The sequence below is a fragment of the Pseudonocardia zijingensis genome (genome assembly GCF_042657305.1).
GTDB classification, from domain to species: domain Bacteria; phylum Actinomycetota; class Actinomycetes; order Mycobacteriales; family Pseudonocardiaceae; genus Pseudonocardia; species Pseudonocardia zijingensis.
In genome coordinates this window covers 116,514-137,841 of the sequence record NZ_JBHSKO010000003.1, presented here as the reverse complement: position 1 = coordinate 137,841, position 21,328 = coordinate 116,514, and the positions used below count along the sequence as shown (strand labels likewise).

At 73.8% G+C, this 21,328-nt stretch carries 26 protein-coding genes; 9 read left to right on the top strand and 17 right to left on the bottom strand.

Translation table 11 applies throughout. The features are described from left to right. Positions 1 to 3: 3 nt before the first annotated feature. Genes ACFPL3_RS07840 through ACFPL3_RS07830 form a run of 3 tightly spaced genes read right to left on the bottom strand, consistent with a single transcriptional unit; the run spans position 4 to position 2,676 of the window. Positions 4 to 705, bottom strand: coding sequence for a glycosyltransferase family 2 protein (locus ACFPL3_RS07840; RefSeq protein WP_343941919.1), 702 nt, complete (start codon positions 703 to 705; stop codon positions 4 to 6). 45 nt (positions 706 to 750) lie between these two features. Continuing rightward, positions 751 to 2,040: a lipopolysaccharide biosynthesis protein gene (locus ACFPL3_RS07835; RefSeq protein WP_343941918.1), complete on the bottom strand. Its 1,290-nt coding sequence runs from the start codon at positions 2,038 to 2,040 to the stop codon at positions 751 to 753. A 30-nt stretch (positions 2,041 to 2,070) separates the two neighbouring features. Continuing rightward, positions 2,071 to 2,676, bottom strand: a complete 606-nt coding sequence (locus tag ACFPL3_RS07830; protein WP_343941917.1) for a class I SAM-dependent methyltransferase — start codon at positions 2,674 to 2,676, stop codon at positions 2,071 to 2,073. 123 nt (positions 2,677 to 2,799) lie between these two features. On the opposite strand from ACFPL3_RS07830, the gene ACFPL3_RS07825 reads away from it, so the two are divergent. Genes ACFPL3_RS07825 through rfbD form a run of 3 tightly spaced genes read left to right on the top strand, consistent with a single transcriptional unit; the run spans position 2,800 to position 5,145 of the window. Continuing rightward, the gene (locus tag ACFPL3_RS07825) at positions 2,800 to 3,753 is read left to right on the top strand and encodes an NAD-dependent epimerase/dehydratase family protein (RefSeq protein WP_343941916.1); all 954 of its coding nucleotides are present in this window, start codon (positions 2,800 to 2,802) and stop codon (positions 3,751 to 3,753) included. Next, positions 3,750 to 4,298 carry a dTDP-4-dehydrorhamnose 3,5-epimerase family protein gene (locus ACFPL3_RS07820; protein WP_343941915.1) on the top strand — a complete coding sequence of 183 codons (549 nt, stop codon included), beginning with the start codon at positions 3,750 to 3,752 and terminating at the stop codon, positions 4,296 to 4,298. Before ACFPL3_RS07825 ends, ACFPL3_RS07820 begins: the two co-directional genes overlap by 4 nt. A gap of 1 nt (position 4,299) precedes the next feature. Further along, entirely contained in the window at positions 4,300 to 5,145 is an 846-nt protein-coding gene (rfbD, locus tag ACFPL3_RS07815) for a dTDP-4-dehydrorhamnose reductase (protein WP_343941914.1), read from the top strand. On the opposite strand, the gene rfbB is transcribed toward rfbD, so the two are convergent. The 6 genes from rfbB to ACFPL3_RS07785 all read right to left on the bottom strand — a co-directional run bounded on the left by rfbB (position 5,126) and on the right by ACFPL3_RS07785 (position 10,511). Then, complete coding sequence (gene rfbB / locus ACFPL3_RS07810; RefSeq protein WP_343941913.1) at positions 5,126 to 6,106, bottom strand: dTDP-glucose 4,6-dehydratase; 981 nt, start codon at positions 6,104 to 6,106, stop codon at positions 5,126 to 5,128. The two genes, rfbD and rfbB, sit on opposite strands and share 20 nt — an antisense overlap. Positions 6,107 to 6,115: 9 nt before the next feature. Next, positions 6,116 to 7,003: a glucose-1-phosphate thymidylyltransferase RfbA gene (rfbA, locus tag ACFPL3_RS07805; protein ID WP_343941912.1), complete on the bottom strand. Its 888-nt coding sequence runs from the start codon at positions 7,001 to 7,003 to the stop codon at positions 6,116 to 6,118. A 9-nt stretch (positions 7,004 to 7,012) separates the two neighbouring features. Further along, entirely contained in the window at positions 7,013 to 7,933 is a 921-nt protein-coding gene (locus ACFPL3_RS07800) for a decaprenyl-phosphate phosphoribosyltransferase (protein ID WP_343941911.1), read from the bottom strand. After that, positions 7,930 to 8,469, bottom strand: coding sequence for a phosphatase PAP2 family protein (locus tag ACFPL3_RS07795; protein ID WP_379588776.1), 540 nt, complete (start codon positions 8,467 to 8,469; stop codon positions 7,930 to 7,932). The genes ACFPL3_RS07800 and ACFPL3_RS07795 overlap by 4 nt, the downstream gene beginning before the upstream one ends. 177 nt (positions 8,470 to 8,646) lie before the next feature. Continuing rightward, on the bottom strand, positions 8,647 to 9,441 hold the full coding sequence (locus ACFPL3_RS07790) for an HAD family hydrolase (protein ID WP_343941910.1): 795 nt from the start codon (positions 9,439 to 9,441) through the stop codon (positions 8,647 to 8,649). 41 nt (positions 9,442 to 9,482) lie between these two features. After that, positions 9,483 to 10,511, bottom strand: a complete 1,029-nt coding sequence (locus ACFPL3_RS07785; protein WP_343941909.1) for a DNA polymerase III subunit beta family protein — start codon at positions 10,509 to 10,511, stop codon at positions 9,483 to 9,485. 238 nt (positions 10,512 to 10,749) lie between these two features. Here ACFPL3_RS07785 and ACFPL3_RS07780 point away from each other — a divergent pair, with 238 nt between their 5' ends. Beyond that, on the top strand, positions 10,750 to 11,394 hold the full coding sequence (locus ACFPL3_RS07780) for an endonuclease (RefSeq protein WP_343941908.1): 645 nt from the start codon (positions 10,750 to 10,752) through the stop codon (positions 11,392 to 11,394). A 7-nt stretch (positions 11,395 to 11,401) separates the two neighbouring features. Here ACFPL3_RS07780 and ACFPL3_RS07775 read toward each other — a convergent pair whose 3' ends face one another. Genes ACFPL3_RS07775 through ACFPL3_RS07765 form a run of 3 tightly spaced genes read right to left on the bottom strand, consistent with a single transcriptional unit; the run spans position 11,402 to position 13,667 of the window. Then, complete coding sequence (locus ACFPL3_RS07775; protein ID WP_379588641.1) at positions 11,402 to 11,866, bottom strand: DUF350 domain-containing protein; 465 nt, start codon at positions 11,864 to 11,866, stop codon at positions 11,402 to 11,404. 8 nt (positions 11,867 to 11,874) lie between these two features. Next, positions 11,875 to 13,041 (bottom strand): glutathionylspermidine synthase family protein, encoded by a 1,167-nt coding sequence (locus ACFPL3_RS07770; RefSeq protein ID WP_343941907.1) that lies wholly within the window; start codon positions 13,039 to 13,041, stop codon positions 11,875 to 11,877. A gap of 2 nt (positions 13,042 to 13,043) precedes the next feature. After that, positions 13,044 to 13,667, bottom strand: a complete 624-nt coding sequence (locus ACFPL3_RS07765) for a hypothetical protein (protein ID WP_343941906.1) — start codon at positions 13,665 to 13,667, stop codon at positions 13,044 to 13,046. 185 nt (positions 13,668 to 13,852) lie between these two features. Here ACFPL3_RS07765 and ACFPL3_RS07760 point away from each other — a divergent pair, with 185 nt between their 5' ends. Continuing rightward, positions 13,853 to 15,274: a septum formation family protein gene (locus ACFPL3_RS07760; protein ID WP_343941905.1), complete on the top strand. Its 1,422-nt coding sequence runs from the start codon at positions 13,853 to 13,855 to the stop codon at positions 15,272 to 15,274. Positions 15,275 to 15,341: 67 nt separating this feature from the next. Then, positions 15,342 to 15,680 (top strand): metallopeptidase family protein, encoded by a 339-nt coding sequence (locus ACFPL3_RS07755; protein WP_343941946.1) that lies wholly within the window; start codon positions 15,342 to 15,344, stop codon positions 15,678 to 15,680. Positions 15,681 to 15,706: 26 nt separating this feature from the next. Here the strand turns inward: ACFPL3_RS07755 and ACFPL3_RS07750 are convergent, their stop codons facing one another. Beyond that, complete coding sequence (locus tag ACFPL3_RS07750) at positions 15,707 to 16,339, bottom strand: histidine phosphatase family protein (protein WP_343941904.1); 633 nt, start codon at positions 16,337 to 16,339, stop codon at positions 15,707 to 15,709. Beyond that, complete coding sequence (gene pheA, locus ACFPL3_RS07745; protein WP_343941903.1) at positions 16,336 to 17,277, bottom strand: prephenate dehydratase; 942 nt, start codon at positions 17,275 to 17,277, stop codon at positions 16,336 to 16,338. The genes ACFPL3_RS07750 and pheA overlap by 4 nt, the downstream gene beginning before the upstream one ends. A 22-nt stretch (positions 17,278 to 17,299) precedes the next feature. Here pheA and ACFPL3_RS07740 point away from each other — a divergent pair, with 22 nt between their 5' ends. Then, the gene (locus ACFPL3_RS07740; RefSeq protein WP_343941902.1) at positions 17,300 to 17,842 is read left to right on the top strand and encodes a macro domain-containing protein; all 543 of its coding nucleotides are present in this window, start codon (positions 17,300 to 17,302) and stop codon (positions 17,840 to 17,842) included. A gap of 12 nt (positions 17,843 to 17,854) precedes the next feature. Here the strand turns inward: ACFPL3_RS07740 and ACFPL3_RS07735 are convergent, their stop codons facing one another. Then, positions 17,855 to 18,733, bottom strand: a complete 879-nt coding sequence (locus ACFPL3_RS07735; RefSeq protein WP_343941901.1) for a hypothetical protein — start codon at positions 18,731 to 18,733, stop codon at positions 17,855 to 17,857. Between the two features lie 117 nt (positions 18,734 to 18,850). On the opposite strand from ACFPL3_RS07735, the gene ACFPL3_RS07730 reads away from it, so the two are divergent. Continuing rightward, entirely contained in the window at positions 18,851 to 19,660 is an 810-nt protein-coding gene (locus ACFPL3_RS07730; RefSeq protein WP_343941900.1) for a DUF2470 domain-containing protein, read from the top strand. Here ACFPL3_RS07730 and ACFPL3_RS07725 read toward each other — a convergent pair. Together ACFPL3_RS07725 and ACFPL3_RS07720 are read right to left on the bottom strand one after the other, a co-directional pair. Beyond that, entirely contained in the window at positions 19,653 to 19,970 is a 318-nt protein-coding gene (locus ACFPL3_RS07725) for a DUF3817 domain-containing protein (RefSeq protein WP_343941899.1), read from the bottom strand. The two genes, ACFPL3_RS07730 and ACFPL3_RS07725, sit on opposite strands and share 8 nt — an antisense overlap. Before the next feature lie 8 nt (positions 19,971 to 19,978). Further along, entirely contained in the window at positions 19,979 to 20,392 is a 414-nt protein-coding gene (locus ACFPL3_RS07720; RefSeq protein WP_343941898.1) for a hypothetical protein, read from the bottom strand. A 36-nt stretch (positions 20,393 to 20,428) separates the two neighbouring features. On the opposite strand from ACFPL3_RS07720, the gene ACFPL3_RS07715 reads away from it, so the two are divergent. Next, a complete protein-coding gene (locus tag ACFPL3_RS07715; protein WP_343941897.1) occupies positions 20,429 to 21,244 on the top strand; it encodes a CPBP family intramembrane glutamic endopeptidase in 816 nt (271 codons plus the stop codon). Positions 21,245 to 21,328: the final 84 nt, after the last annotated feature.

The window sequence follows — 21,328 nt, the reverse complement described above, 5'->3', positions numbered from 1 at the left end:
CGGTCAGCCTCCCCGGTGGCGGACGGACAGGTCGAACAGGATGTTCACCCCGTTCAGCAACGACTGGCCCTTGCTGCGGGAGTACTCGGTGTAGCGGATCGAGACCGGGATCTCCCGCACCCGCCACTTCGAACGCCCGAGGTACGAGACGATCTCCGAGGCGTGAGCCATGCCGTTCATGGTGATCTGCAGGTCGTCGGCCACGGGGCGGGTGAGCACCCGCAGGCCGTTGTGCGCGTCGGTGAGGCGCAGCTTCCGCCCGGCCGGACTCAGCAGTACCGCCACCCGCAGCACGACCCGCTTGAGCAGGGGCACCGATTCGGCGTGGTCGGCGAACCGGGTGCCGAGCACGACGTCGGCGGCTCCGGAGCGCGCGACGTCGACCATCGCGGCGGCGTCCTCGAGCCGGTGCTGGCCGTCGGCGTCGTAGGTGACGAAGTACTGCGCGCCGGGCTGCACGCGCGCGTAGGTCAGCCCGGTCTGCAGCGCCGCGCCCTGCCCCAGGTTGACGGGGTGCCGCACGAGGTGCGCCCCGGTGCGCAGCACGGCCTCGGCGGAACCGTCGCTGCTGCCGTCGTCGACGCAGACGACGTTGGGGAAGACCGCCAGGACCTGCCGGACGACGGACTCCAGGACGGGCGCCTCGTTGAAGACCGGGATCACGACCCAGACGTCCTCGTTGCGCCTGCCGTCGACGGTGGTCACACCGGTCTCCTCCGGGTCGTTCTGTCCAGGCATGGCCGCGTCAACCTACCGGCGACCCTTGACAGGCGACGCACCCGTGCCCGCGGACGGCGCGTGCAACGCCCGGAGCACGCCGACCAGGAGTACGGCGAGCACCACGAGCGGGCCGACGAGCTGGGCCGTGAGCGCCGCGGCGATGGGCTCGGGCCCCATCACCAGTACCACGAGGAACACGATCGAACCGGCGATCCACCCGATCGTGACCGTACGTTGACGCGAGAGCGCCACCAGCGTGGGCTGCACGACCAGCGCCAGCATCATCACCAGCGTGGCAGTGCCGAGGAGCGCGAGGGTGGCCGTCGATGGGCGGTAGGCGGTGTTGAACAGCCGCTCCGCCGCCCAGGGGCCGAGCACGACGCAGCCGGCCACGCCGAGCGCGCCGAGGCCGGTGACCAGCGCGAGCACCTGGCGCAGGCGCCGCGTCAGCTCGTCGCGCCTGCCCGTGGCGGCCGCCCGCGTGACGTGGGGCAGCAGCACCGCCTGCACCGGCGCGAACAGGAACAGCGGCACGCGGGCGAGCACGAACGTCGACCCGAAGACGGCCGCCGCCACGAGGTCGCCCGGCGAGCGGTAGGTCACCACGACCGGGGCCAGGTTGGCCAGCAGCTGGCTGAGCGCGATGGCCCCGGCGAGGTAGAGCAGCGAGCGGCCCATGCCGTCGGGTGGCGTCGTGACGTCGGTGGCGGGCAGCCGCAGCGCCGGCACCACGCTCAGCGCGGCCAGGGCCGAGCCGATCGCGAACGCGAACCCGTACGCCGAGGGCACCTCCAGCGCGAACGCCAGCAGCACCAGGCAGGGCAGCAACCGGACCGCGCCCTCGACGTAGAGGGTGCGGGCGTACTCCCGGAAGCGCTGCTGGCCGCCGAGGAGGCCGCGCGCCCAGTAGACCGCCCCGGACCCGGCGATCGCCACGAGCAGCGCGGCGAACAGGCCCGGGCGCCATTCGAGGACCCGGCCCAGCACCAGCGGCCAGGCCACGAGCACGACCAGGACGAGCGCGGCGAACGACCACAACGCGAGCACGCCGGCGCGGCGGGCGACCGGGCGCAGGGGCTCCCCGCGGGCGGCCGCCGCGCTGACCGCGCGGCTGGTCTCCTGCTCGAGCGCCGCGAACACGCCGGGCCCGATGATGTTCACGAGCATGTACAGCGAGATGAGGGCGTTGAGCGCGCCCGCGTCGACCGGTCCGTGGAACACGTGGCCGACCACCGCTACGAACGCGTAGCCCGCCGCTCCGAGCACCCCGAGCCCCGCGGCGAGGTGCGCCGCGGTGCCGATCCGGCGTGCGGGGTTCACGTGACCACGGTAGTGGCCGCCGCCCGTCCGTCAGATCCGGGCGAGCGTGACGAACTCGTTGTACGGGAACGCCCGGCCGACCGGGCGCGGGAACGGGAAGGAGTACTGCCGCGCCACCGTGAGCCCGAGCGTCTCGCACAACGCGGCCACCTCGGCGAACCCGCAGAACCGCACGTGCGTGGCGTCGGTGGCGTAGCCCCGCTCCTGCGGGGTGATGAGCACGACCTTGCCGCCCTTGCGCACGAACGGCAGGTACGTGCGCAGCAGCCCGACGGCGTCCTCCTCGGACATGTGCTCGACGACGTGGGCGGCAAGCAGGCTCTCGAACGCCCCCTCCCGCGCGTGCGGGCCGGCGAGGAATTCCTCCGACGTGTAGGCCTCGAGCCCCCGGGCCCGCGCCAGCTCGATGGAGGCCGCGTTGTGGTCGACGCCGACGCCGTCGCCGCCGAGGTGGGCGAGGTTGCGCCCGAGCCCGCACCCCACGTCGAGGGTGCGCCCGAGCTCCAGCCTGCGGATGTTCCAGCGGTAGGGGGCCTGCACGTCCAGCCACCGCTTCCACCGCGCCTGCTCCAGGTTCTTCAGGCGTTCGGCGTAGTCGGGTGCGTCGGTGCGCGGTCGGCCTTCCGGAGCAGTCACGGGCCCAGTGTGACGGCCGCGGCGCCCCGCGCGGGCGACCACCCCCACATGGAGGAATGCGCGACGCGCACGGCACGAGTGCCGTTCGCGTGGTCCGGACGGGTCGGCCGCTACCATCCCGCCGTGCGTGCGGTAGTGACCGGCGGGGCCGGCTTCATCGGGTCCCACCTCGTCGATTCCCTCGTCGCCGACGGCGCCGACGTCCTGGTGCTCGACGACCTCAGCCACGGCTCACCCACCAACCTCGCAGGTTCCCCCGCGGCCGAGCTCGCCGAGGTGGACGTGCGGGACGAGGCGGGGGTGCGGCGCGCCGTCACGGCGTTCGCGCCGGAGCTGGTGTTCCACCTCGCGGCGCAGATCGACGTGCGGAAGTCGATGGCGGATCCGGCCACGGACACCGCGGTCAACGTGCTCGGCTCGGTCAACGTCTTCTCCGCGGCGCAGGCGGCGGGAGTGCGCCGGGTGGTCAACACCTCCACCGGCGGGGCGATCTACGGCGAGACCGACGTCGTTCCGACACCGGAGACCACGCCGACCGACCCGCTGTCGGCCTACGGGCTGGGCAAGCGCACCGTGGAGCGGTACGGCTGCTGGTTCCGGCGCAGCCACGGGCTCGACGTCGTGACCCTGCGCTACGGGAACGTGTACGGCCCGCGCCAGGACCCGCGCGGCGACGCGGGGGTGATCGCGATCCTCTGCGACCGGGTGCTCACGGGCAGGCGGCCCACGGTGTTCGGGGACGGCAGGCAGACGCGCGACTACGTGTTCGTCGGCGACATCGTGGCGGCCAACCGGGCGGCCGCCGCGGCGGCGGACCTCCCGCACGACGTCTACAACGTCGGCACCGGCACCGAGGTGGACGTGCTCGCGCTCGTCGGTGCGGTGGCCGCCGCCGCGGGCGTGGACGGGTTCGAGCCGGAGTTCGCGCCCGCGCGCCCGGGCGAGGTGCTGCGCAGCTGCCTCGACGTCTCCCGCGCCCGGGCCGAGCTGGGGCTCCCGGCCCCGACCGCGCTGACCGACGGGCTGCGCGCCACCCTCGACTGGGTCCGCACCCTCCCCCGGGAGCAGCAGGCATGAGCGAGCTGCGCGTCGCGGAGACCTCCATCCCCGGTCTGCTGCACGTCGACCTGGTGGTGCACCACGACGGGCGCGGCTGGTTCAAGGAGAGCTTCCAGCGCGCCAAGCTCGAGGCGCTCGGCTTCCCACCGTTCGAGATCGTGCAGAGCAACGTCTCCTACAACGCCGAGGTGGGGGTCACGCGCGGCATCCACGCGGAGCCGTGGGACAAGTTCATCTCGCTCTCGCACGGCCGGGCGTTCGCGGCGATCGTGGACCTGCGCGGCGGCGAGTCGTTCGGGCGCGTGGAGACGTTCGAGCTGCACCCCGGCAACGCGATCTTCGTGCCGCGCGGGTGCGGCAACTCGTACCAGACGCTCACCCCGGACGTCGTCTACTCGTACCTGGTGAACGAGCACTGGACGCCCGACGCCCGGTACACGCTGATCCAGGCGTTCGACCCCGCGCTGGGCATCGAGTGGCCCATCGGCGAGGACAAGGCGATCCGCTCCGACAAGGACCGCGGGCACCCGCCGCTCTCGGCCGTGGCCCCGACAGGAGTCTGACGTGCGGGTACTGGTTCTCGGGGCAGGCGGCCAGGTCGGGCGGGCGCTGGTGGCGGCGCTGCCGCGCGTCACCGCGTTGCGCCACTCCGACCTCGACATCGCCGACGCCGCCGCCGCGACGATCGACTGGGCGGCCTACGACACCGTGGTGAACGCCGCGGCGTTCACCGACGTGGACGGCGCCGAGACCGCCGAGGGCCGCCCCGCCGCGTGGCGGGTGAACGCCGACGGACCGGCCGCGCTCGCCGCGATCTGCCGGCGCAACGGCTCCACGCTGGTGCACCTGTCCACCGAGTACGTCTTCGACGGCCGGTCCGACCAGCCGTACGCGGAGGACGCGCCGGTGGCGCCGCTGTCGGTCTACGGCGCCTCCAAGGCCGCCGGGGACATCGCGGCGCGCAGCGTGGAACGCCACTACCTGGTGCGGCCGACGTGGGTGGTCGGCGAGGGCCGCAACTTCGTGCGCACGATGCTGCGGCTGGCCGAGAAGGGCGTCGAGCCCACCGTGGTGGCCGACCAGGTGGGGCGCCCGACGTTCGCCACCGACCTGGCGGCCGCGATCGTGCACCTCGTGGCGAGCGGCGCCCCCTACGGCACCTACCACGTCACCGGCTGCGGCGAACCCGCCTCGTGGGCCGACGTCGCCCGGGCCACGTTCGACCTGGCCGGGCACGGCGACCTGCAGGTCACCGGCACCACCACGGCCGAGTACTTCGCCGACAAGCCGCACGCCGCCCGCCGCCCGCTCAACAGCGTGCTCGACCTGTCCCGGGCCGCCGCGGCCGGCGTGGAGCTCCCGGACTGGCGGGAGCGGCTCGCCGACTACGTCAGGACGTCCGCTTCTTGAGGGGTTCCCACCAGGCGCGGTGCTCGGTGTACCAGCGGACGGTGGCCGCGAGCCCTTCGTCGAACGACACCGCGGGGGCGTAGCCGAGCTCGTCGGCGATCTTGGACCAGTCGACGCAGTACCGGCGGTCGTGGCCCAGCCGGTCGGGCACGTGCTCGATCATCGACTCGTCCGCGCCCACCGCGTCGAGCAGGCGCCGGGTGAGCTCGGCGTTGGTGAGCTCGGTGCCGCCGCCGATGTTGTAGACCTCGCCGTCGCGGCCCTTCTCCGCCACGAGCTGGATGCCGCGGCAGTGGTCGTCCACGTGCAGCCAGTCGCGGACGTTCTGGCCGTCGCCGTAGAGCGGCACCTTCTTCCCGTCGAGGAGGTTGGTGACGAACAGCGGGATGACCTTCTCCGGGAACTGGTGCGGCCCGTAGTTGTTGGAGCAGCGGGTGATGCAGACCGGCAGGCCGTGGGTGCGGTGGAACGACCGCACGAGCAGGTCGGAGCCCGCCTTCGACGCCGAGTACGGCGAGTTCGGTTCGAGGGGGTGCGTCTCGGGCCATGCGCCGTGCTCGATCGAGCCGTACACCTCGTCGGTGGAGACGTGCACGAACCGCGACACCCCGTGCTCCAGCGCCGCCTGCAGCAGCACCTGCGTGCCCACCACGTTCGTGGAGACGAAGTCGCCCGCTCCGGCGATCGAGCGGTCGACGTGCGACTCGGCCGCGAAGTGCACCACGACGTCGGTGCCCGCCATGACGCCCGCGACGGCCTCGGGGTCGCGGATGTCGCCACGCACGAAGCGCAGCCGCGGGTGGGCGACCCACTCACCGAGGTTGGTGAGGGTGCCCGCGTACGTGAGCAGGTCCAGCACCACGACGTCGGCGTCGGCGTACGCGGGGTACGCGCCGGCCAGCACCGACCGCACGTAGTGCGAGCCGATGAAGCCCGCTCCCCCGGTCACCAGGACCTGCACGACGCACTCCTAACCGGCGAAGGTCTTCGCCACGTCCATGACGTACTCGCCGTAGCCGGATTTTGCCTGGCGCTCGCCCAGGGCGTAGCAGGCGGCCGGGTCGATGAAGCCCATCCGCATGGCGATCTCCTCGATGCAGGCGATCCGCACACCCTGCCGGTTCTCCAGCACCCGCACGTACTCGCCCGCCTCGAGCAGCGACTCGTGGGTGCCGGTGTCCAGCCAGGCGAACCCCCGGCCGAGGTCCACCAGCTTCGCGTCGCCACGCTCCAGGTAGGCGCGGTTGACGTCGGTGATCTCCAGTTCGCCGCGCGCGGACGGCCTGAGCCCGGCCGCGATCCCGACCACGTCGTTGTCGTAGAAGTAGAGCCCGGTGACCGCGCGGTTCGACCGCGGGAGGGCGGGCTTCTCCTCGATCGACAGCAGCCTGCCGTCGGCATCCGCCTCGGCCACGCCGTAGCGCTGCGGGTCGCGCACCGCGTACCCGAACAGGATGCAGCCCGCGTCCCCCGCTTCGATCTCGGCGATCGAGCGCTGCAGCAGCCCGGAGAAGCCCGGGCCGTGGAAGATGTTGTCCCCGAGCACGAGCGCAGCCGGGTCGGACCCCACGTGCTCGGCCCCGATCACGAACGCCTCGGCCAGCCCGTTCGGCTCGAGCTGCACGGCGTAGCCGATCCGCAGGCCGAGCTCGCCGCCGTCACCGAGGAGCCGCTGGAACGCCGGCACGTCCTGCGGGGTGGAGATCACCAGGATGTCGCGGATCCCGGCCAGCATCAGCACCGACAGCGGGTAGTAGACCATCGGCTTGTCGTAGACGGGCAGCAGCTGCTTCGACACCGCCCGGGTGATCGGGTGCAGCCGCGTGCCCGACCCGCCGGCCAGGATGATGCCCTTCATCGGCACCGATCAGGAGTAGACGGCGAGCGTCAGCGTGGCGACCCACGCCAGAGCCAGGACCTGCAGCACCCGGTCGGCCAGCGCGATCTCCTCCGGCTCGCCGCCGTTGCCGGAGTCGACGTCGACGGAGTAGCGCAGCACGGCGATCACGAACGGCACGATCGAGATCACCGACCACATCTGGTTGTGCCGCACGACGCCGATGTCGAAGGCCCACAGGGAGTACGTGGTGATCAGGATCGTGGCCGACAGCGCCCACACGAACCGCAGGTAGGACGCCGAGTAGCTCTCCAGCGACTTGCGGATCTTCGCGCCGGTGCGCTCGGCGAGCATCATCTCGGCGTACCGCTTGCCGGCCACCATGAACAGCGAGCCGAAGCCCGCCACCAGCAGGAACCACTGGGACAGCACGATGTCGGTGGCGGCGCCGCCCGCGATGGCGCGCAGCAGGAAGCCCGACGCGACGATGCAGATGTCGAGCACCGCCTGGTGCTTGAGCCAGAAGCAGTAGGCCAGCTGCACCGCGATGTAGACGGCGAGCACGACGGCCAGCTGCACGCTGGCCAGGAAGCTCAGCGCGAGCGCGCCCAGCAGCAGCACGACCGCGACGCCCATGGCTAGCCCGGCGGGAACGATGCCCGCGGCGATCGGCCGGTTGCGTTTGGTGGGGTGTGCCCGGTCGGCGGCGACGTCGTTGGCGTCGTTGATCAGGTAGATGCCGGACGCGGCGATCGAGAACGCCACGAACGCCACGGCGAGTTCGAGGGCGATGCCCTCGCGCAACAGGTCGCCGCTCGCGAACGGCGCGGCCAGCACCAGGACGTTCTTGACCCACTGCCGGGGGCGCATCGTGCGCAGGACACCGCGCACCACCCGCACCGGTGTGCGTGGCGGGGTGGCCTGCTCGGCCGGCACGTCGGTGCTGGTCATCGCTCTTCCTTCCGGGCGACCTTGCGGGCCGCGAACGCGACGGCGGCGCCGAGCGCGGAGCCCGCCAGGACGTCTGTGGGGTAGTGGACGCCGAGCACCATCCGCGAGAGCGCCATCGTGGGCACGAGCGCGGCGGCGAGCGGCTTGCGCAGCAGCGCGCCGAACAGCACCGCTGCTGCCGTGGTGGACGTGGCGTGCGCCGACGGGAAGCTCAGCCGGCTCGGGGTGCCGACGTGGACCTGCACGCGCGGGTCCTGCGGTCGCGGCCTGCGCACCACACGCTTGACCCCGATCGACGCACCGTGGGCGATGGCCACGGCGGCCGTGGCGGTGACCCAGTCACGACGCCGCCTGCGATCGACCAGCGCGCCGACCGCGCCCATCACGAGCCAGCCCGCTGCGTGCTCGCCGAAGAAGGACATCCCGCGCGCGACCCGCACCACGGGTGGTGTGGCCAGCGCGCCCTGAACGGCCTCCAGGACCCGCACCTCGCCCCCCGCGGGCGGCACGTCGACCGTGCCGTCCGGCTCGAAGATCGGAACGGCGTGCGGGCCGGGGCGGTCGAGGAGCTCGGCCACAGGTGGGGCCTCCAGTACGGCGTGGCGGGCCGGACGCCCGCGTGGTCGGTGCGGCGTGCGGCCGCACGGAGTGCGCTGTCGTCGCCCGATGCTACGCCCGGTCACCGTGCGTAGCCGGGCGTGGGCGGAACCGTGTCAGAACCAGCGCTCCAGAACGAGCGCGAAGCCCTCCTCCGCGTTGCTGGCGGTGACCTCGTCGGCCACCTCGAGCAGCGCCGGGTGGGCGTTGCCCATCGCCACCCCGTGGCCGGCCCAGCGCAACATCTCCAGGTCGTTGGGCATGTCGCCGAAGGCGACGACGTCACCGGCATGCACGCCGTGCCGCCGGGCCACCTCGGCGAGGCCCGTGGCCTTCGTGACGCCGGGCGGGGAGACCTCCACGAGCCCGCGCGGGTGCGAGAACGTGAGGTCGGCCTCGTGGCCGATCACCGGCTCGAGCGCGGCCACCATCGCGTCGCTCGACAGCCGCGGGTCGCGGACGAGCAGCTTCACCGCGGGCTCGCCCAGCAGCGCGGAGCGGTCGGCGATGGCGTGGTCGCTGTTGGCCCACGCATCGAGGTAACCCGGTTCGGCGACGAACGGCGCGCCGAGGTCCACCCGCTCGACCGCGATGCCGCACCCCGGCAGCGCCTCCGTGGCCGCCTCGACGATCCGGGCGAGCGCGTCGGGGGCCAGCGTGTTGGCCCACAGCACGCGGTCCTCCGCGGCGTCGTAGAGCACGCTCCCGTTGGCGCACACGGCGAGCGGGCTGACGGCCAGCTGCGCCACGACGGGCGGGATCCACCGCGGTGGCCGCCCCGTGACGAGCACGAACCCGACGCCGGTCGCCACCAGCCGCTCGACCACCGCGAGCGCGCGCGGCGACACCCTGTCCTCAGGGTCGAGGAGGGTGCCGTCGACGTCGGTGGCGACGAGGCGGGGAGGTTGCACCCCACCAGGCTACGTGGACCCGCCGCCGGGGGCCCGGGGCTTCAGGTGCGCACCGGCATCAGCAGCGAGACCGACCGCGCCGCGGGCGCCGCGATCACCAGCGGCGTGATCGGGCCGTCGAGGGTGAGCAGGAGCTGCCCGTCGCCGCCGGCGTCCAGCGCCTCCAGCAGGAACTCGCGGTTCACCGCGACCCCGGGCCCGTCGGTGACGTGGACGCCGTCCGGCCCGCCCGCGAGCACCGTCACGTCGTGCTCCGCGCCGTCGTGGCACACCCGGCGCGCGGACGACGCCGCCACCGCGGCGCGCAGGGCGGCTGCGTCGACGGCCGTCTCGCCGTGGTCGGCGGGCAGGAGCCTGCGGAAGTCGGGGAACCGCTCCGCGATCGGCTCACCCCGCAGGATCTCCTCCCCCGCGGCCACGCGGACGGAGTCGCCCGTCACGACGATCGAGACCGTCTCGGCCCGCGGGATCTCATCGACAAGCTCCACCGGCAGGACCGCCTCCACCGGTGGGCCGTCGACCAGCACGACGGGCGCGCTCGCCGTCGCGAGCCGGTACCGGTCGGTGGCCACGAGCGTGAGCGCATCCGGTGCCACGTCGAACAACACGCCGCACAGCACCGGCAGCTGCGGGTCGGACCCCACGGCGAACCGGACGGCGCGCAATGCGCCGGCCAGGTCGGCGCCGCGGACGGTGACGGTGGTGGACGGCACGAGGACCTCCTGTGCGACGAGCGATCGGGCGCGGGAGAGCTCGCGGCGGGCGTCGGCCAGGCCCTGCTCCAGGCGGCGCAGGTGCCGGTCGAGCACGGCGTCCACGGCGGCCGGGTCGTGCCGGTGGGCCAGCACCTCCCGGATCCCGGCCAGCGGCATCCGCACCCGGCGCAGCGACGCGACCAGCCGCGCCACCGCCACCTGGTCCGGCGTGTAGTACCGGTAGCCGGACGCCGGGTCGACGCTCGCGGGCGCCAGCACCCCGGCCGCGTCGTAGAACCGCAGCGCGCTCACCGAGAGGCCGCTCTCGCGCGCCACCCGGCCGATCGTGCGCACCGCCCCGTTCGAGCTCTCCACGTCAGCGACCCTCGTGCCTCGACATGGTCGAGGGTCAACCCTCACACGCGCACGACCCGCGGCTTGCGACGCCGTCGACCGAGCCGAGGTCGTCGGAGCCGGTCGACGAGCTCCGCACGACGGATCCAGGACCGCCGGGGCCGCTGCGGGACGCCGGCGGTGTCGTGGCGGGGCTCCCGCGAGGGAACACTCGACATGCGACGACGGTAGCGGACGGGCAGGTGGGTACACCTCGGCCATGTCCGACGAACGCAAGCTCCTCCGGACACTGCTCGACCGTGCCGGGACGACCTACGCCGAGCAGGCCGGGATCCGGCTGAAGGACGGCCCCGCGCCGCTCTACCGCCTGCTCGTGCTGTCGATCCTGCTCTCGACCCGCATCAAGGCCGACATCGCCGTGGACGCGTCCCGCTCGCTCGCCGACGCCGGGATGGGCACGCCTGCGAAGATGCGCGAGGCGTCGTGGCAGGACCGCGTGGACGCGCTCAGCCGGGCGAGCTACAAGCGCTATGACGAGAGCACCGCGACCGCGCTGGGCGAGGGCGCCGAACTCGTGCACCGCGAGTACCGCGACGACCTGCGGAAGCTGCGCGAGCGCGCCGAGCGGGACCCGGCGCGGATCCGGGAGGCGCTGACCGGGTTCCCGCGGCTGGGGCCGGTCGGCGCCGACATCTTCTGCCGGGAGGCCCAGGACGTCTGGCCGGAGCTGCGGCCCGCGATCGACGGCAAGGCGCTGGACGGCGCGCGCCGGGTCGGCCTGCCCGCGGACGCCGACGAGCTGGCCCGCCTCGCCCCGGGGTCGCAGCTCGCGCCGCTCGCGGCGGCCCTGGTGCGGGTGGCGCTGGACCGGTCCCTCGCCGACGAGGTGCGGGCCGGCGCGTGAACCCGGCTCAGAGGATCGCGACCGCCACGACGAGGCCGAGCGCGACGTGCGCCGCCGAGACGACGAACGCCTGGGGCCGGATGGTGTCGGCGGTCAGGACGGCACCGATGTCGATCCCCGTGACCCACTCCAGCAGCCGCACCCCGCCGACCTGCGCCACGATCCCGACGAGACCGAAGATCAGGCTCGCGAGCAGCCCCTCGAGCAGCCCGCCGGTGGAACCGTAGATCGCGACGACCACGATGAACGCCATGCTCACCATCCCGGCCGCCGTGACCACCACGGCGTTCGGGAGGCCGTCGCGCACCATCCGGTTGAGCTTGCCCGGCGTGGTGAGGTCGACGGCGTAGAAGCCGAGCAGCATCAACAGGACGCCGAGCACGGCGTAGAGCAGGATCGCGCCGATGCCCCGGCCGATCACCTCCGCGAAACCGGGACCGACCTGGGCCAGCGTCACGACTACTACCTCCATGGGGAGCATCAGGTTGCGGGGATGCGGTGGGGGACGAACGCCGCGCCGTCGTCGGTCACCAGACCGACGGTCTCGCGGATGCCCAGCCCGGCCGCGGCGTCACCGACCACCCACGCGCCCAGCGCGGGACGGTAGCCGTCGAACTCGGGGAGCGGGTCGAAGAGCTGGTAGACGTACCCCTCTTCGCCGTACACACCACCCGTCTGGTGCTCCATGCCGGGCGCGACGATCGAGATGTTCGCGCCCTCACGGCCCAGGCGGGGCTTGCGGACGTACTCGGTGAGCAGCCCCGGCTGGTCGAGGTACGCGGGGAGCAGGTTGGGGTGGCCGGGGAACATCTCCCACAGCACGGCGAGCAGCGCCTTGTTCGACAGCAGCGCCTTCCAGAGCGGCTCGATCCACAGCGTCTCCGGCAGGCTGCGGACCACGCTCTTGCCGAACTGGTCGGAGAGCACCCACTCCCACGGGTAGAGCTTGAAGATCGCCGCGATGGGGGCTTCCTCGAGGTCGACGAAGCGGTCGAGGGCGGCGTCCCAGCCGATGTCCTCGATGGCGAGCCCCACCGTGTCCAGGCCGGCCTCGGCCGCCGTCTCCTGCAGGTAGCCGACGGTGACGTGGTCCTCGCCGGTGGTCTCGCTGCCCGACCACGTGAAGTGGACCTCGCCGCCCGGCAGCCGCCCCTTGATCTCCGACCAGCGCTCCACGAGCGACTCGTGCAGCGAGTTCCACTGGTCGTCGTCGGGGTGGACGTCCCCCCGCCAGTACCACTGCAGCAGCGACGCCTCGAGCAGCGTGGTGGGGGTGTCGGCGTTGTACTCCAGCAGCTTGGCCGGGCCGCTGCCGTCGTAGCGCAGGTCGAAGCGGCCGTAGACGTGCGGGTCGCTGCGCCGCCAGGACGCCGCCACCGCCTCGAACGCCCATTCCGGCAGGGCGAAATCGCGGAACCGCTCGCTGGTGACCACGTGGTCGACGGCCTGCAGGCACATCGAGTGGATCACCTCGACGTCGGCCTCCAGCGAGAGGATCTCGTCCATCGAGAACGTGTAGTGCACCGACTCGTCCCAGTACGGACGGGGCGCTCCGCCGACGCCACGGCCCGGGGTGTCGAAGACCATGCCCTGCTCGCGGATGGTGCGCTCCCAGCCAGGGCGCGGTTCTCCCGTGCGCCGTTCCACCGCTAGGACCCGCTCCCGGACTTGCCTCCGGAGACCCCGAGCCCGCCCCGCGAGATCGAGCTGCCGCTGGACGAACCGGAGAGCGTCTTGCCCGACCGCGTGGTGACGCGGGTGCCCTCCTTCGGCACCGTGGTCGTGCCGCCCTGCACGCGCTCGCCCACGGTGCCGGTGCCGCCGTAGGTGTAGTGGTACTGCCGTCCGCCACCGCCGATGAAGATCGGGTAGAAGCCGCCGCCGTAGTGCGCGGTGCTGGACGCGGCGGGGGTGACGCAGTTCGAGTCGTCGACGATCACGCCGTCCTCGTCGACGCACTGCGCCTGCACCTCGTCGTCCTGCACCGCCGAGTAGCCCACGGCGATCAGCGCGACGACACCGACGGTGACCCCGGCGCCGACCAGGATCCGCTTGCGCCTGCGCGCGGAGCGCTCCTGTTCCTCGGCCGCCCGGCGCTCGGCCTCCTCGGCCCGGCGGGCCGCGATCTCCCGCGCCCTGCGCTCGGCGAGGGTGGGTTCCCGGGGAGTGGTGGACTCGTCCTGGAAGCGCATCCGGCCGCGGGCGCCCTCGTCAGGCGCCGACCCGCCGTCGGGCTGCTCGGCAGGCACGCCATCGCTCTTCTCGTCGGGCACGGCTCAATCCCCCCTCGGCTGCGCTCCCGCGGGGCCGGTGACAGGTCCGTCCCGCGCGCCGAACCGTACCGGGACGCCACCCACCGGCAAACGTTGACGCTCGCAGCACGCCGACGACCGATGGTCGCGCGGATGGGCCCTCCCCCCTGGACGTGACCCCTGGTAACGGCATGATGACGGCCGACATGGACCGACTGACCGCTCCCCCCGGCCGGCCCCAGATGCCGCAGCACGCTGGTGCACCACGCCTTCAACCCGGACAGCGCCCGGGGGAGGCGCCCACCGTCGTCGTCCCGAACGTCAACCGCCTCGCCGCCGCGCGGGCCACCGCGTTCGGTGCCCCCGCGCCGGCACCCGCGCGCACCGGGCGCCACAGCGTCCCGGGGCCCGCCGCACGTCCCGCGCCCCCGCCGCCACCGCCCGCACGCGCCCCCGAGCCACGGCTCGTGCGCCGCATGGTCATCGGCGTGCTCGTCGGCTCGCTCACCATGCTGGGCGTCGCCACCCTCGACTCGTTCGCGGGCGCCACGGTGCCCGTCCTGGGCACGCTCGCGGCACTGCCCGCGGCGGCCGGGTCGAGCGCCCGGGAGGTGCCCGCTCCGCCCGCCACGCCCGGCACCTGCCTGATGTGGTCGCGGCCCGACGCCGCCGACACCGAGGTCGTCGACTGCGCCCAGCCGCACCTGTTCGAGCAGGCGGGCTCCGTCACGCTCGCCGCCGACATGGCACTGCCGGACGACCGCCAGTGGCGCCAGATCGTCAATGAGCGCTGCGAGCCCGTTGTGCTGCAGTACCTGGGCGGCAAGTTCGACCCCGACGGCCGCTACCGGGTGGGCGCGCTCAAGCCGTCGCCGTCCAAGTGGTCCGACGGCGACCGCGAGCTGCGGTGCGGCGTGCAGAGCGCCTCCCGTTCCGGCGCGCTCCTGCCGCTGTCCGGGCGCGCCGCCGAGTCGGAGCAGGCCGCCGTCCAGGAGCCGGGCACCTGCCTCGCGATCGACGGCCGCACGATCGGCGACCCCGTCGACTGCTCGGGCCCGCACGCGGTCGAGACCGTCGGGATCGTGGACCTCTCGGAGAAGTTCTCGGAGGGCTTCCCCGCGGTCGGCGACCAGGACGCCTTCCTGCAGCCGCAGTGCGCCGAGATCGCCAACAAGTACGCCGGCAGCGCCGACGCGATCTCCGACAAGGGCCTCACCGTCTACTGGGACAACCTCACCGAGGAGTCCTGGAACGCCGGCAGCCGCAAGGTGAACTGCAACCTCGCCGCGCTCCTGCCCGACCGCAGCGGGTTCGCGCCCGTCACCGGCCCGGTGAAGGGCGACGTCGTGGTGGGCGACGAGCCGGCCCCGCCGGCCAGCAGCACGCCGAACCCCTCCCTGCCGCCGATCGACGGACCGCCCGCCGAGGAAGTGCCCACGGCCACCCCGAGCGCCCCCGCGACGCCTGCGCCGCCGAGCGAGCCGGCGGAACCGGAGCGCCCCGAGGGCCCCGAGGAGCCGGAGCGGCCGACGGCCACGCCGAGCGCCCCCGCGGAGCCCGAGAAGCCGGAGGCTCCCGAGCCGCCGCAGCCCACCGTGGCGCCCTCCGAGGTCACCGCGGACCGGTGATCCCCCGGGCGGCCGCCCGGCTCTGTCCGGCGGCCGCCCGGCGCAGTGTCACCATCCATCTGTGGACATGACGCGGCGGCGGTTCGAGGAGCTCGTCTCGGACGCCCTCGACACCCTCCCGCCCGACCTCACAGCGGCGATGGACAACGTCGTGGTGCTGGTCGAGGACCGGCACGACAGCGATCCCGAGCTCCTCGGGCTGTACGAGGGCGTCGCCCTCACCGAGCGCACCTCGAACTACGGGGGCGTGCTGCCCGACCGGATCACCATCTACCAGGACGCGATCCTCGACATCTGCGACGACGAGGACGACGTGGTGCACGAGATCGCCGTGACCGTGGTGCACGAGGTGGCACACCACTTCGGGATCGACGAGGAGACCCTGGAAGAGCTCGGCTGGGGGTGAGCCGGGGCCCGTCGTCAGGCCCCTCGTCAGGCCGGCGCGCCGCCCGCGGTGACGTCGCCGGTGACCGGGGGCGCGCTGTCCCAGTGCTCCAGCACCCAGCCCGCGCCGTCGGGACGCAGCACCACGAGCCCCGCGTTGGGGAGGAAGCGCGTCTCCGCCGTGTCGCCGATGAGCGCGGCCGCCGCGAGGCGGATCGCGGCGCCGTGGCTCACGAGCACCACGTCGCCGCTCGCGCCGTCGAGGATGCGGTCCAGCGCCGGCAGGAAGCGCTCCCGCACGTCGTGGGCGGACTCCCCACCGGGGAGGCGCGCGTCGAGGTCACCGGTCCACCACGCGTCGTACACGACCATGAAGCTCTTCAAGGCGTCGCGGCCGGACCGGCCCTCGAGCTCGCCGCAGAACACCTCGTGGATGCCGTCGACCACCTGCACGTCCAGGCCGTGCGCCGCCGCGACGGGCGCGGCCGTCTGCTGCGCCCGCACCGCCACCGACGCGTGAACGGCGGTGATCGGGTCGGCGCCGAGCCGCTCGCCGAGCACGGCCGCCTGCGCGAGCCCGCGCTCGTTCAGCGGGGCACCGGGCGGCCGGGAGTCGAGCACGTGCTGCGCGTTGGCGGCGGTCTCCCCGTGCCGCGCCATGATCAGCCGGGTGACGCTCACGCGGCACCCCCCGCCCGCACCGCGTCCAGCCACTTCTGGGCGGCCGCGAACTGCGCGGCGTCGGCACCCCCGATGGGCAGCGGGGACGTGCTCGGAGCCGCCGTCGCACCGTTGGTGGCGCGGGGATAGGAACCGAGGAACCGGACGCGGTCGCACCGGCGGTGCAGGGCGGCGAGGGCCTCCCCCATGGCCGGCTCGGCGACATGGCCCGTGCAGTCGAGGTGGAACCAGTACTCGGCGTGCCGGTCCTTGATCGGCCGGGACTCGATGCGGGTGAGGTCGATCCCGCGCACGGCGAGCTCGGTGAGCAGGCCGAGCAACGCGCCCGGCCGGTTCTGCGTGGTGGCGGCGAGCGACGTGCGGTCGTAGCCGGTGGGTGCGGGAAGCGGCCCGGGCGGGGAGACGAGCGCGAAGCGCGTGACGGCGCCCGCGTTGTCGGCGATGTCGTCGGCGAGCACCTCCAGCCCGTGCTGCTCGGCCGCGAGCGGCGCCGAGACGGCCGCGTCGAACTCGCCCCTGGCCACCTGCGCGGCCGCCTCGGACGTGGACGCGGACATCAGCACCTCGGCATCGGGCAGACGCGCGGCGAGCCAGTCGCGGGTCTGGGCGATGGCGTGCGGGTGGGACGCCACGGTGCGCACGTCACCCAGAGCCGTGCCCGGCCGCGCGAGCAGCGCGAACCGGACCGCCAGCGCGGCCTCCCGCACGATCACCAGCGGGGGATCGGCGACGAGGCCGTCGAGCACCGCGGGGACCGCGCCCTCCACGGTGTTCTCGATCGGGACGCACCCGAGGTCGGCGGAGCCGTCCCGCACGGCGGCCAGCACCGCCGGAGAACCGGTGCACGGCACGAGCTCGGCCTCCGCGGCCTCGGGCATGGACCGCAGTGCCTGCTCTGTGAAGGTGGCGCGCGGCCCGAGGAACGCGATACGGGTCACGAGGCGACCCTACTGTGGGCCCATGGACACCCCGAGGTTGGTGCTGGTGGCCGTCGACGCACCCATGGCCCGGGCCTGGCGGGCCATCGCGGAGGGCCGTCCCGGCCTCGTCGTGCACGAGGGCTCGATCACCGACGTCACCGCTGACGCCGTGGTGAGCCCGGCCAACTCCTTCGGCCTCATGGGGGGTGGCATCGACGCCGTGTACGCCCGCTGGTTCCCCGGCATCTCCGACCGCGTCCGCGCGGCGTCCGGCGGCGACCTCCCGGTGGGCCAGGCCGTGATCGTCCCCACCGGCGCCGAACACCCCGCCTGGCTGGTGAGCGCCCCGACGATGCGCAACCCCGGCGAACGGCTCCCACCCGACGGCGCCGCCGCGCACGCCGCAGCCGCTGCCGTGTTCCGGCTCTGGCGCGACGGCGACCTGCCCGACGGCACCCCGGTGCGCCGGGCCGTGCGCACGGTCGCCCTGCCCGGCCTCGGCACGGGCGTGGGCGGGCTGGCCCCGGAGGTCTGCGCTGCCCGGGTCGCGGAGGCGTGGGACGAGCTGTTCGGGGAAGCGTGAGCTCCCCCGGCGTCAGGCGAGCAGGCCGAGGCCCACGAGCTGCGTGGCCGGCACCGGCTCCGGCTCGGCCCCGCAGCGCGACAGGAGCCCGCGCACGCCCTTGACGGTGCGCTCGGACATCCCGCTGATCTCCCGCGCCAGCGCCGTGCCGTCGCTCGACTCGAGCGCCTCGCGCACGTCGCCGCCACCGAGCGCCCGCGCGACGCCCACCAGCAGGTTGAGGATGCCGTGGCGCCGCGGGTGGTCGTGCTCGCTCCGCACGACCTGACGCAGGCCGAGCGTGGTGAACGGCCGCCCGGTGTCGACCACGACGTGCAGGAACTCCTCCACCTCCGCCACCGACGGCACGTCGGAGGCGCGGGGGCCGCCGCAGCGCAGCTTGGGCGCGCACCCGTGCTCGGCCACGCGGCGCACGGCGCCGAGCCACGCGCTGATGTCGGCGGGCTCGAGCTCGGCCGGGCGGCGCGGCTCGACGACCGCCACGACGTCCTCGGGCACGAACTCCGACACGCGCTCCAGCCAGACGGCGTCGACGTCGGGCGGCGCCGCCGTCTCCACCGTGCGCGGCGTGAGCAGGCTCGACCGCGAGAAAACCGTGGAGAGCGCCTTCGGCACGGCACCGAGGCCGGTGTCGACCACGAGCGACACGTCGACCGGGCGCGATGGCACCGATCGCGCCAGTTCCTGCACCAGGGCGGGGAGCCGGGACACCGGGCAGACCAGCTGCCCGACCAGCCCTCCGTATCGCCCGTCTCGAGCGCTCAGGTACCGCGATACGACGGCATCCACACCGGGAGCCACCGACCGCGGCTGCAGCAGGCTGGTGTCGTCGACCAGCTGCGCGAAGAGCGGTGGGATGGCCCAAGGATCCGCACCGGCCGCCGTCGTCACGGTCACAGACGCTAACGGGTGGGCTCGCGCGGTCTGACAGCGGCCGGGCGTTCGGACGCTGGACACCTGCCAGAGCGCCCAGTAGCTTAGCCTCACCTAAGTCACGGAGGTGTCTCGTTGGGATCCACCCGGCCCCGCCGACCGCCCGCTCCGTCGGCCGCCGAACGCGCCCGAAGCGTCGCCGCGCGAGGCGGCACGGCGAGCCTCGTCGGCACCGGCGCACCCCAGGCCGCTCCCCTCGTCCACCACGTACGGGCCGACGGTTCCGCGGTCCTCCTGCTCGACGACGACGAACCCGTGCTGCACGAGATCCGCAGCGCCCCCGGCGGCGAGTTCGCGGCGATGCTCGAGATCGCCGACGTCGCCCCGGTCGAGCTGAGGGAGCCGGTCCGCGGGCTGCTGTGGATCACCGGCAGGCTCCGGGAGCCCGACCCGGACATCGCCCGCCGCATCGCCCTCCAGGTGGCCGACGTGCGGCCCGACGAGAACCTGCTGCGGCTGGGCCACGGCGCCTCCCTCGTGCGCCTCGACCCCGGCTCGGCCGTGCTGTCCGACGCAGAGGGCAGCGCAGCGCTCACCCCGGTGGACCTGGCCGCCGCCTGGCCCGACCCGTTCTGCCGCTACGAGAGCCACTGGCTCGCCCACCTGGAGAACTCGCACCCGGACGTGCTCGACCTGCTCGCCCGGCACCTCCCGCCGGCCCTGCGCGACCTGCGCGAAGCCCGGCTGCGGCCCCTCGGCATGGACCGCTACGGCCTGCGCCTGCGCCTCGAGGCCCCCGGCCGCGACCACGACGTGCGGATCGCGTGGCCGCAGCAGGCCACCACCGTGGAGGAGCTGCGCAGGCAGATGCAGCACCTCATCGGGTGCCCCATGCGGCGAGGCGCCGACGTCGACCCGCTCGGCGGCAGCAGGCCCGCTAGCTGACGGGCGAGCGGCCCGCGCGCACCCGCTGGGTGACGCGGCGCTCCGCCACGAACGACGCCACCGGGATCGTGCCCGCCACGAGGATCAGCAGGGCGTCCAGCGGCTTCCACCGCCCGCGCTCCGCCAGCAGCAGCGTGCAGACGATGTAGATCATGTAGAGGAAGCCGTGGGTGACGCCCACGACGGCCACGAGCTCGGGCTGGCCGAAGATGTACTTCATCGGCATCGCCACCAGCACGAGGACGAGCAGGCCGACGCCGGTGACCCAGGCGGCGATCCGGTAGGCGAGCAGGGCGGTCTCGATCGGCACGGCGTCTCTCAGTGGTCGGGGTCGCGCGCAGCCAGCTGGGCCAGCATCCGGTTGTAGGCGACGAGTTCGGGGTCGTCGTCCACCGCCGGGGGCGCGACGTGGCGCGGGCGCGGACCGAACGGCGACGGGGCGTCGGGGGGCGTGGCCGGACGCGGCTGCGGCACGGGCGGGGCCTCCTCCTCGGCGGAGGGCCCCTCCTCCTCCAGCTTCGCCGCCTCCATCCGCAGCATCCGCCACCACATGACGCCGAAGAACACGGCGAAGAGGGGCCACTGCAGCCCGTACCCGACGTTCAGCGCGCTGCCCATGGCGGACCCGGCGCGCTGCCACTGCCAGGCGGCGAGGTAGCCGCACGTGACCATCGCTCCGAGCGTGAGCACGTGCCAGACGATCCATCTCGGGGAGAGGACCAGGCGGCGCACGCGAATCAGACTACCCGCCTAGTACGGTCCGCGACCGTGCCCTGCTCGACCACCCTCCGGGACTGGATAGTCCCCCCACCACGGGGAACGGCGCTCGTCACCGACCCGCGGGCCCGCCGGCTCGTCGGGCTGGAGGTGCTGGTCGTCCTCACGGTGACGCTCGGGCTGTCCGCGGTCCGCAGCGGGCTCGCCCTGCTCGACGCCGTCATGCAGCCGGTGCCGCTCAACGAGCAGCAGGTGGCGCTCAACGCCCCGGCGGCCGAGGTCGGGCTCATCGATCTCGCGCTGCAGCTCACCCGGGTCCTGCAGCTGGTCGGCTGGGGTGCGCTGGGCGCCTACCTCCTGCTGCGCGCGGGCTTCGCGATGCGCGACATCGGGCTGGACCGCCGCCGTCCCGGCCGCGACGCGCTCGGCTCGGCGGGCCTCGCCGCGCTGATCGGCGTGCCCGGCCTGGGCCTGTACCTGTTCGCGCGGGCGATCGGGGTGAGCGTGACGATCGCCCCCACCACGCTCGACGACAGCTGGTGGCGCGTGCCCGTGCTGCTGATGTCCGCCGCCGCGAACAGCTGGGCGGAGGAGGTGGTGATGGTCGCCTACCTGATCACGCGGCTGCGCCAGCTCGGCTGGTCGGAGAACGGCTCGCTCGTGGCCCAGGCCGTGCTGCGCGGCAGCTACCACCTCTACCAGGGCCTCGGCGGCTTCTTCGGCAACATCGTCATGGGGCTGGTGTTCGGCCGCGTGTGGCAGCGCACCAACCGCCTGTGGATGCTCGTGGGCGCCCACGCCCTGATCGACGTCGTGGCGTTCGTCGGCTACGCGGCCCTGTCCGGCCGCGTGTCCTGGCTGCCGTAGCAGCCGCGGACGCGGAACTCGCCGTACGAGACGCGTAACTCGCCTCGCCGAACGGGAGACTCGCCATCAGGGGGCGCGAGTCTC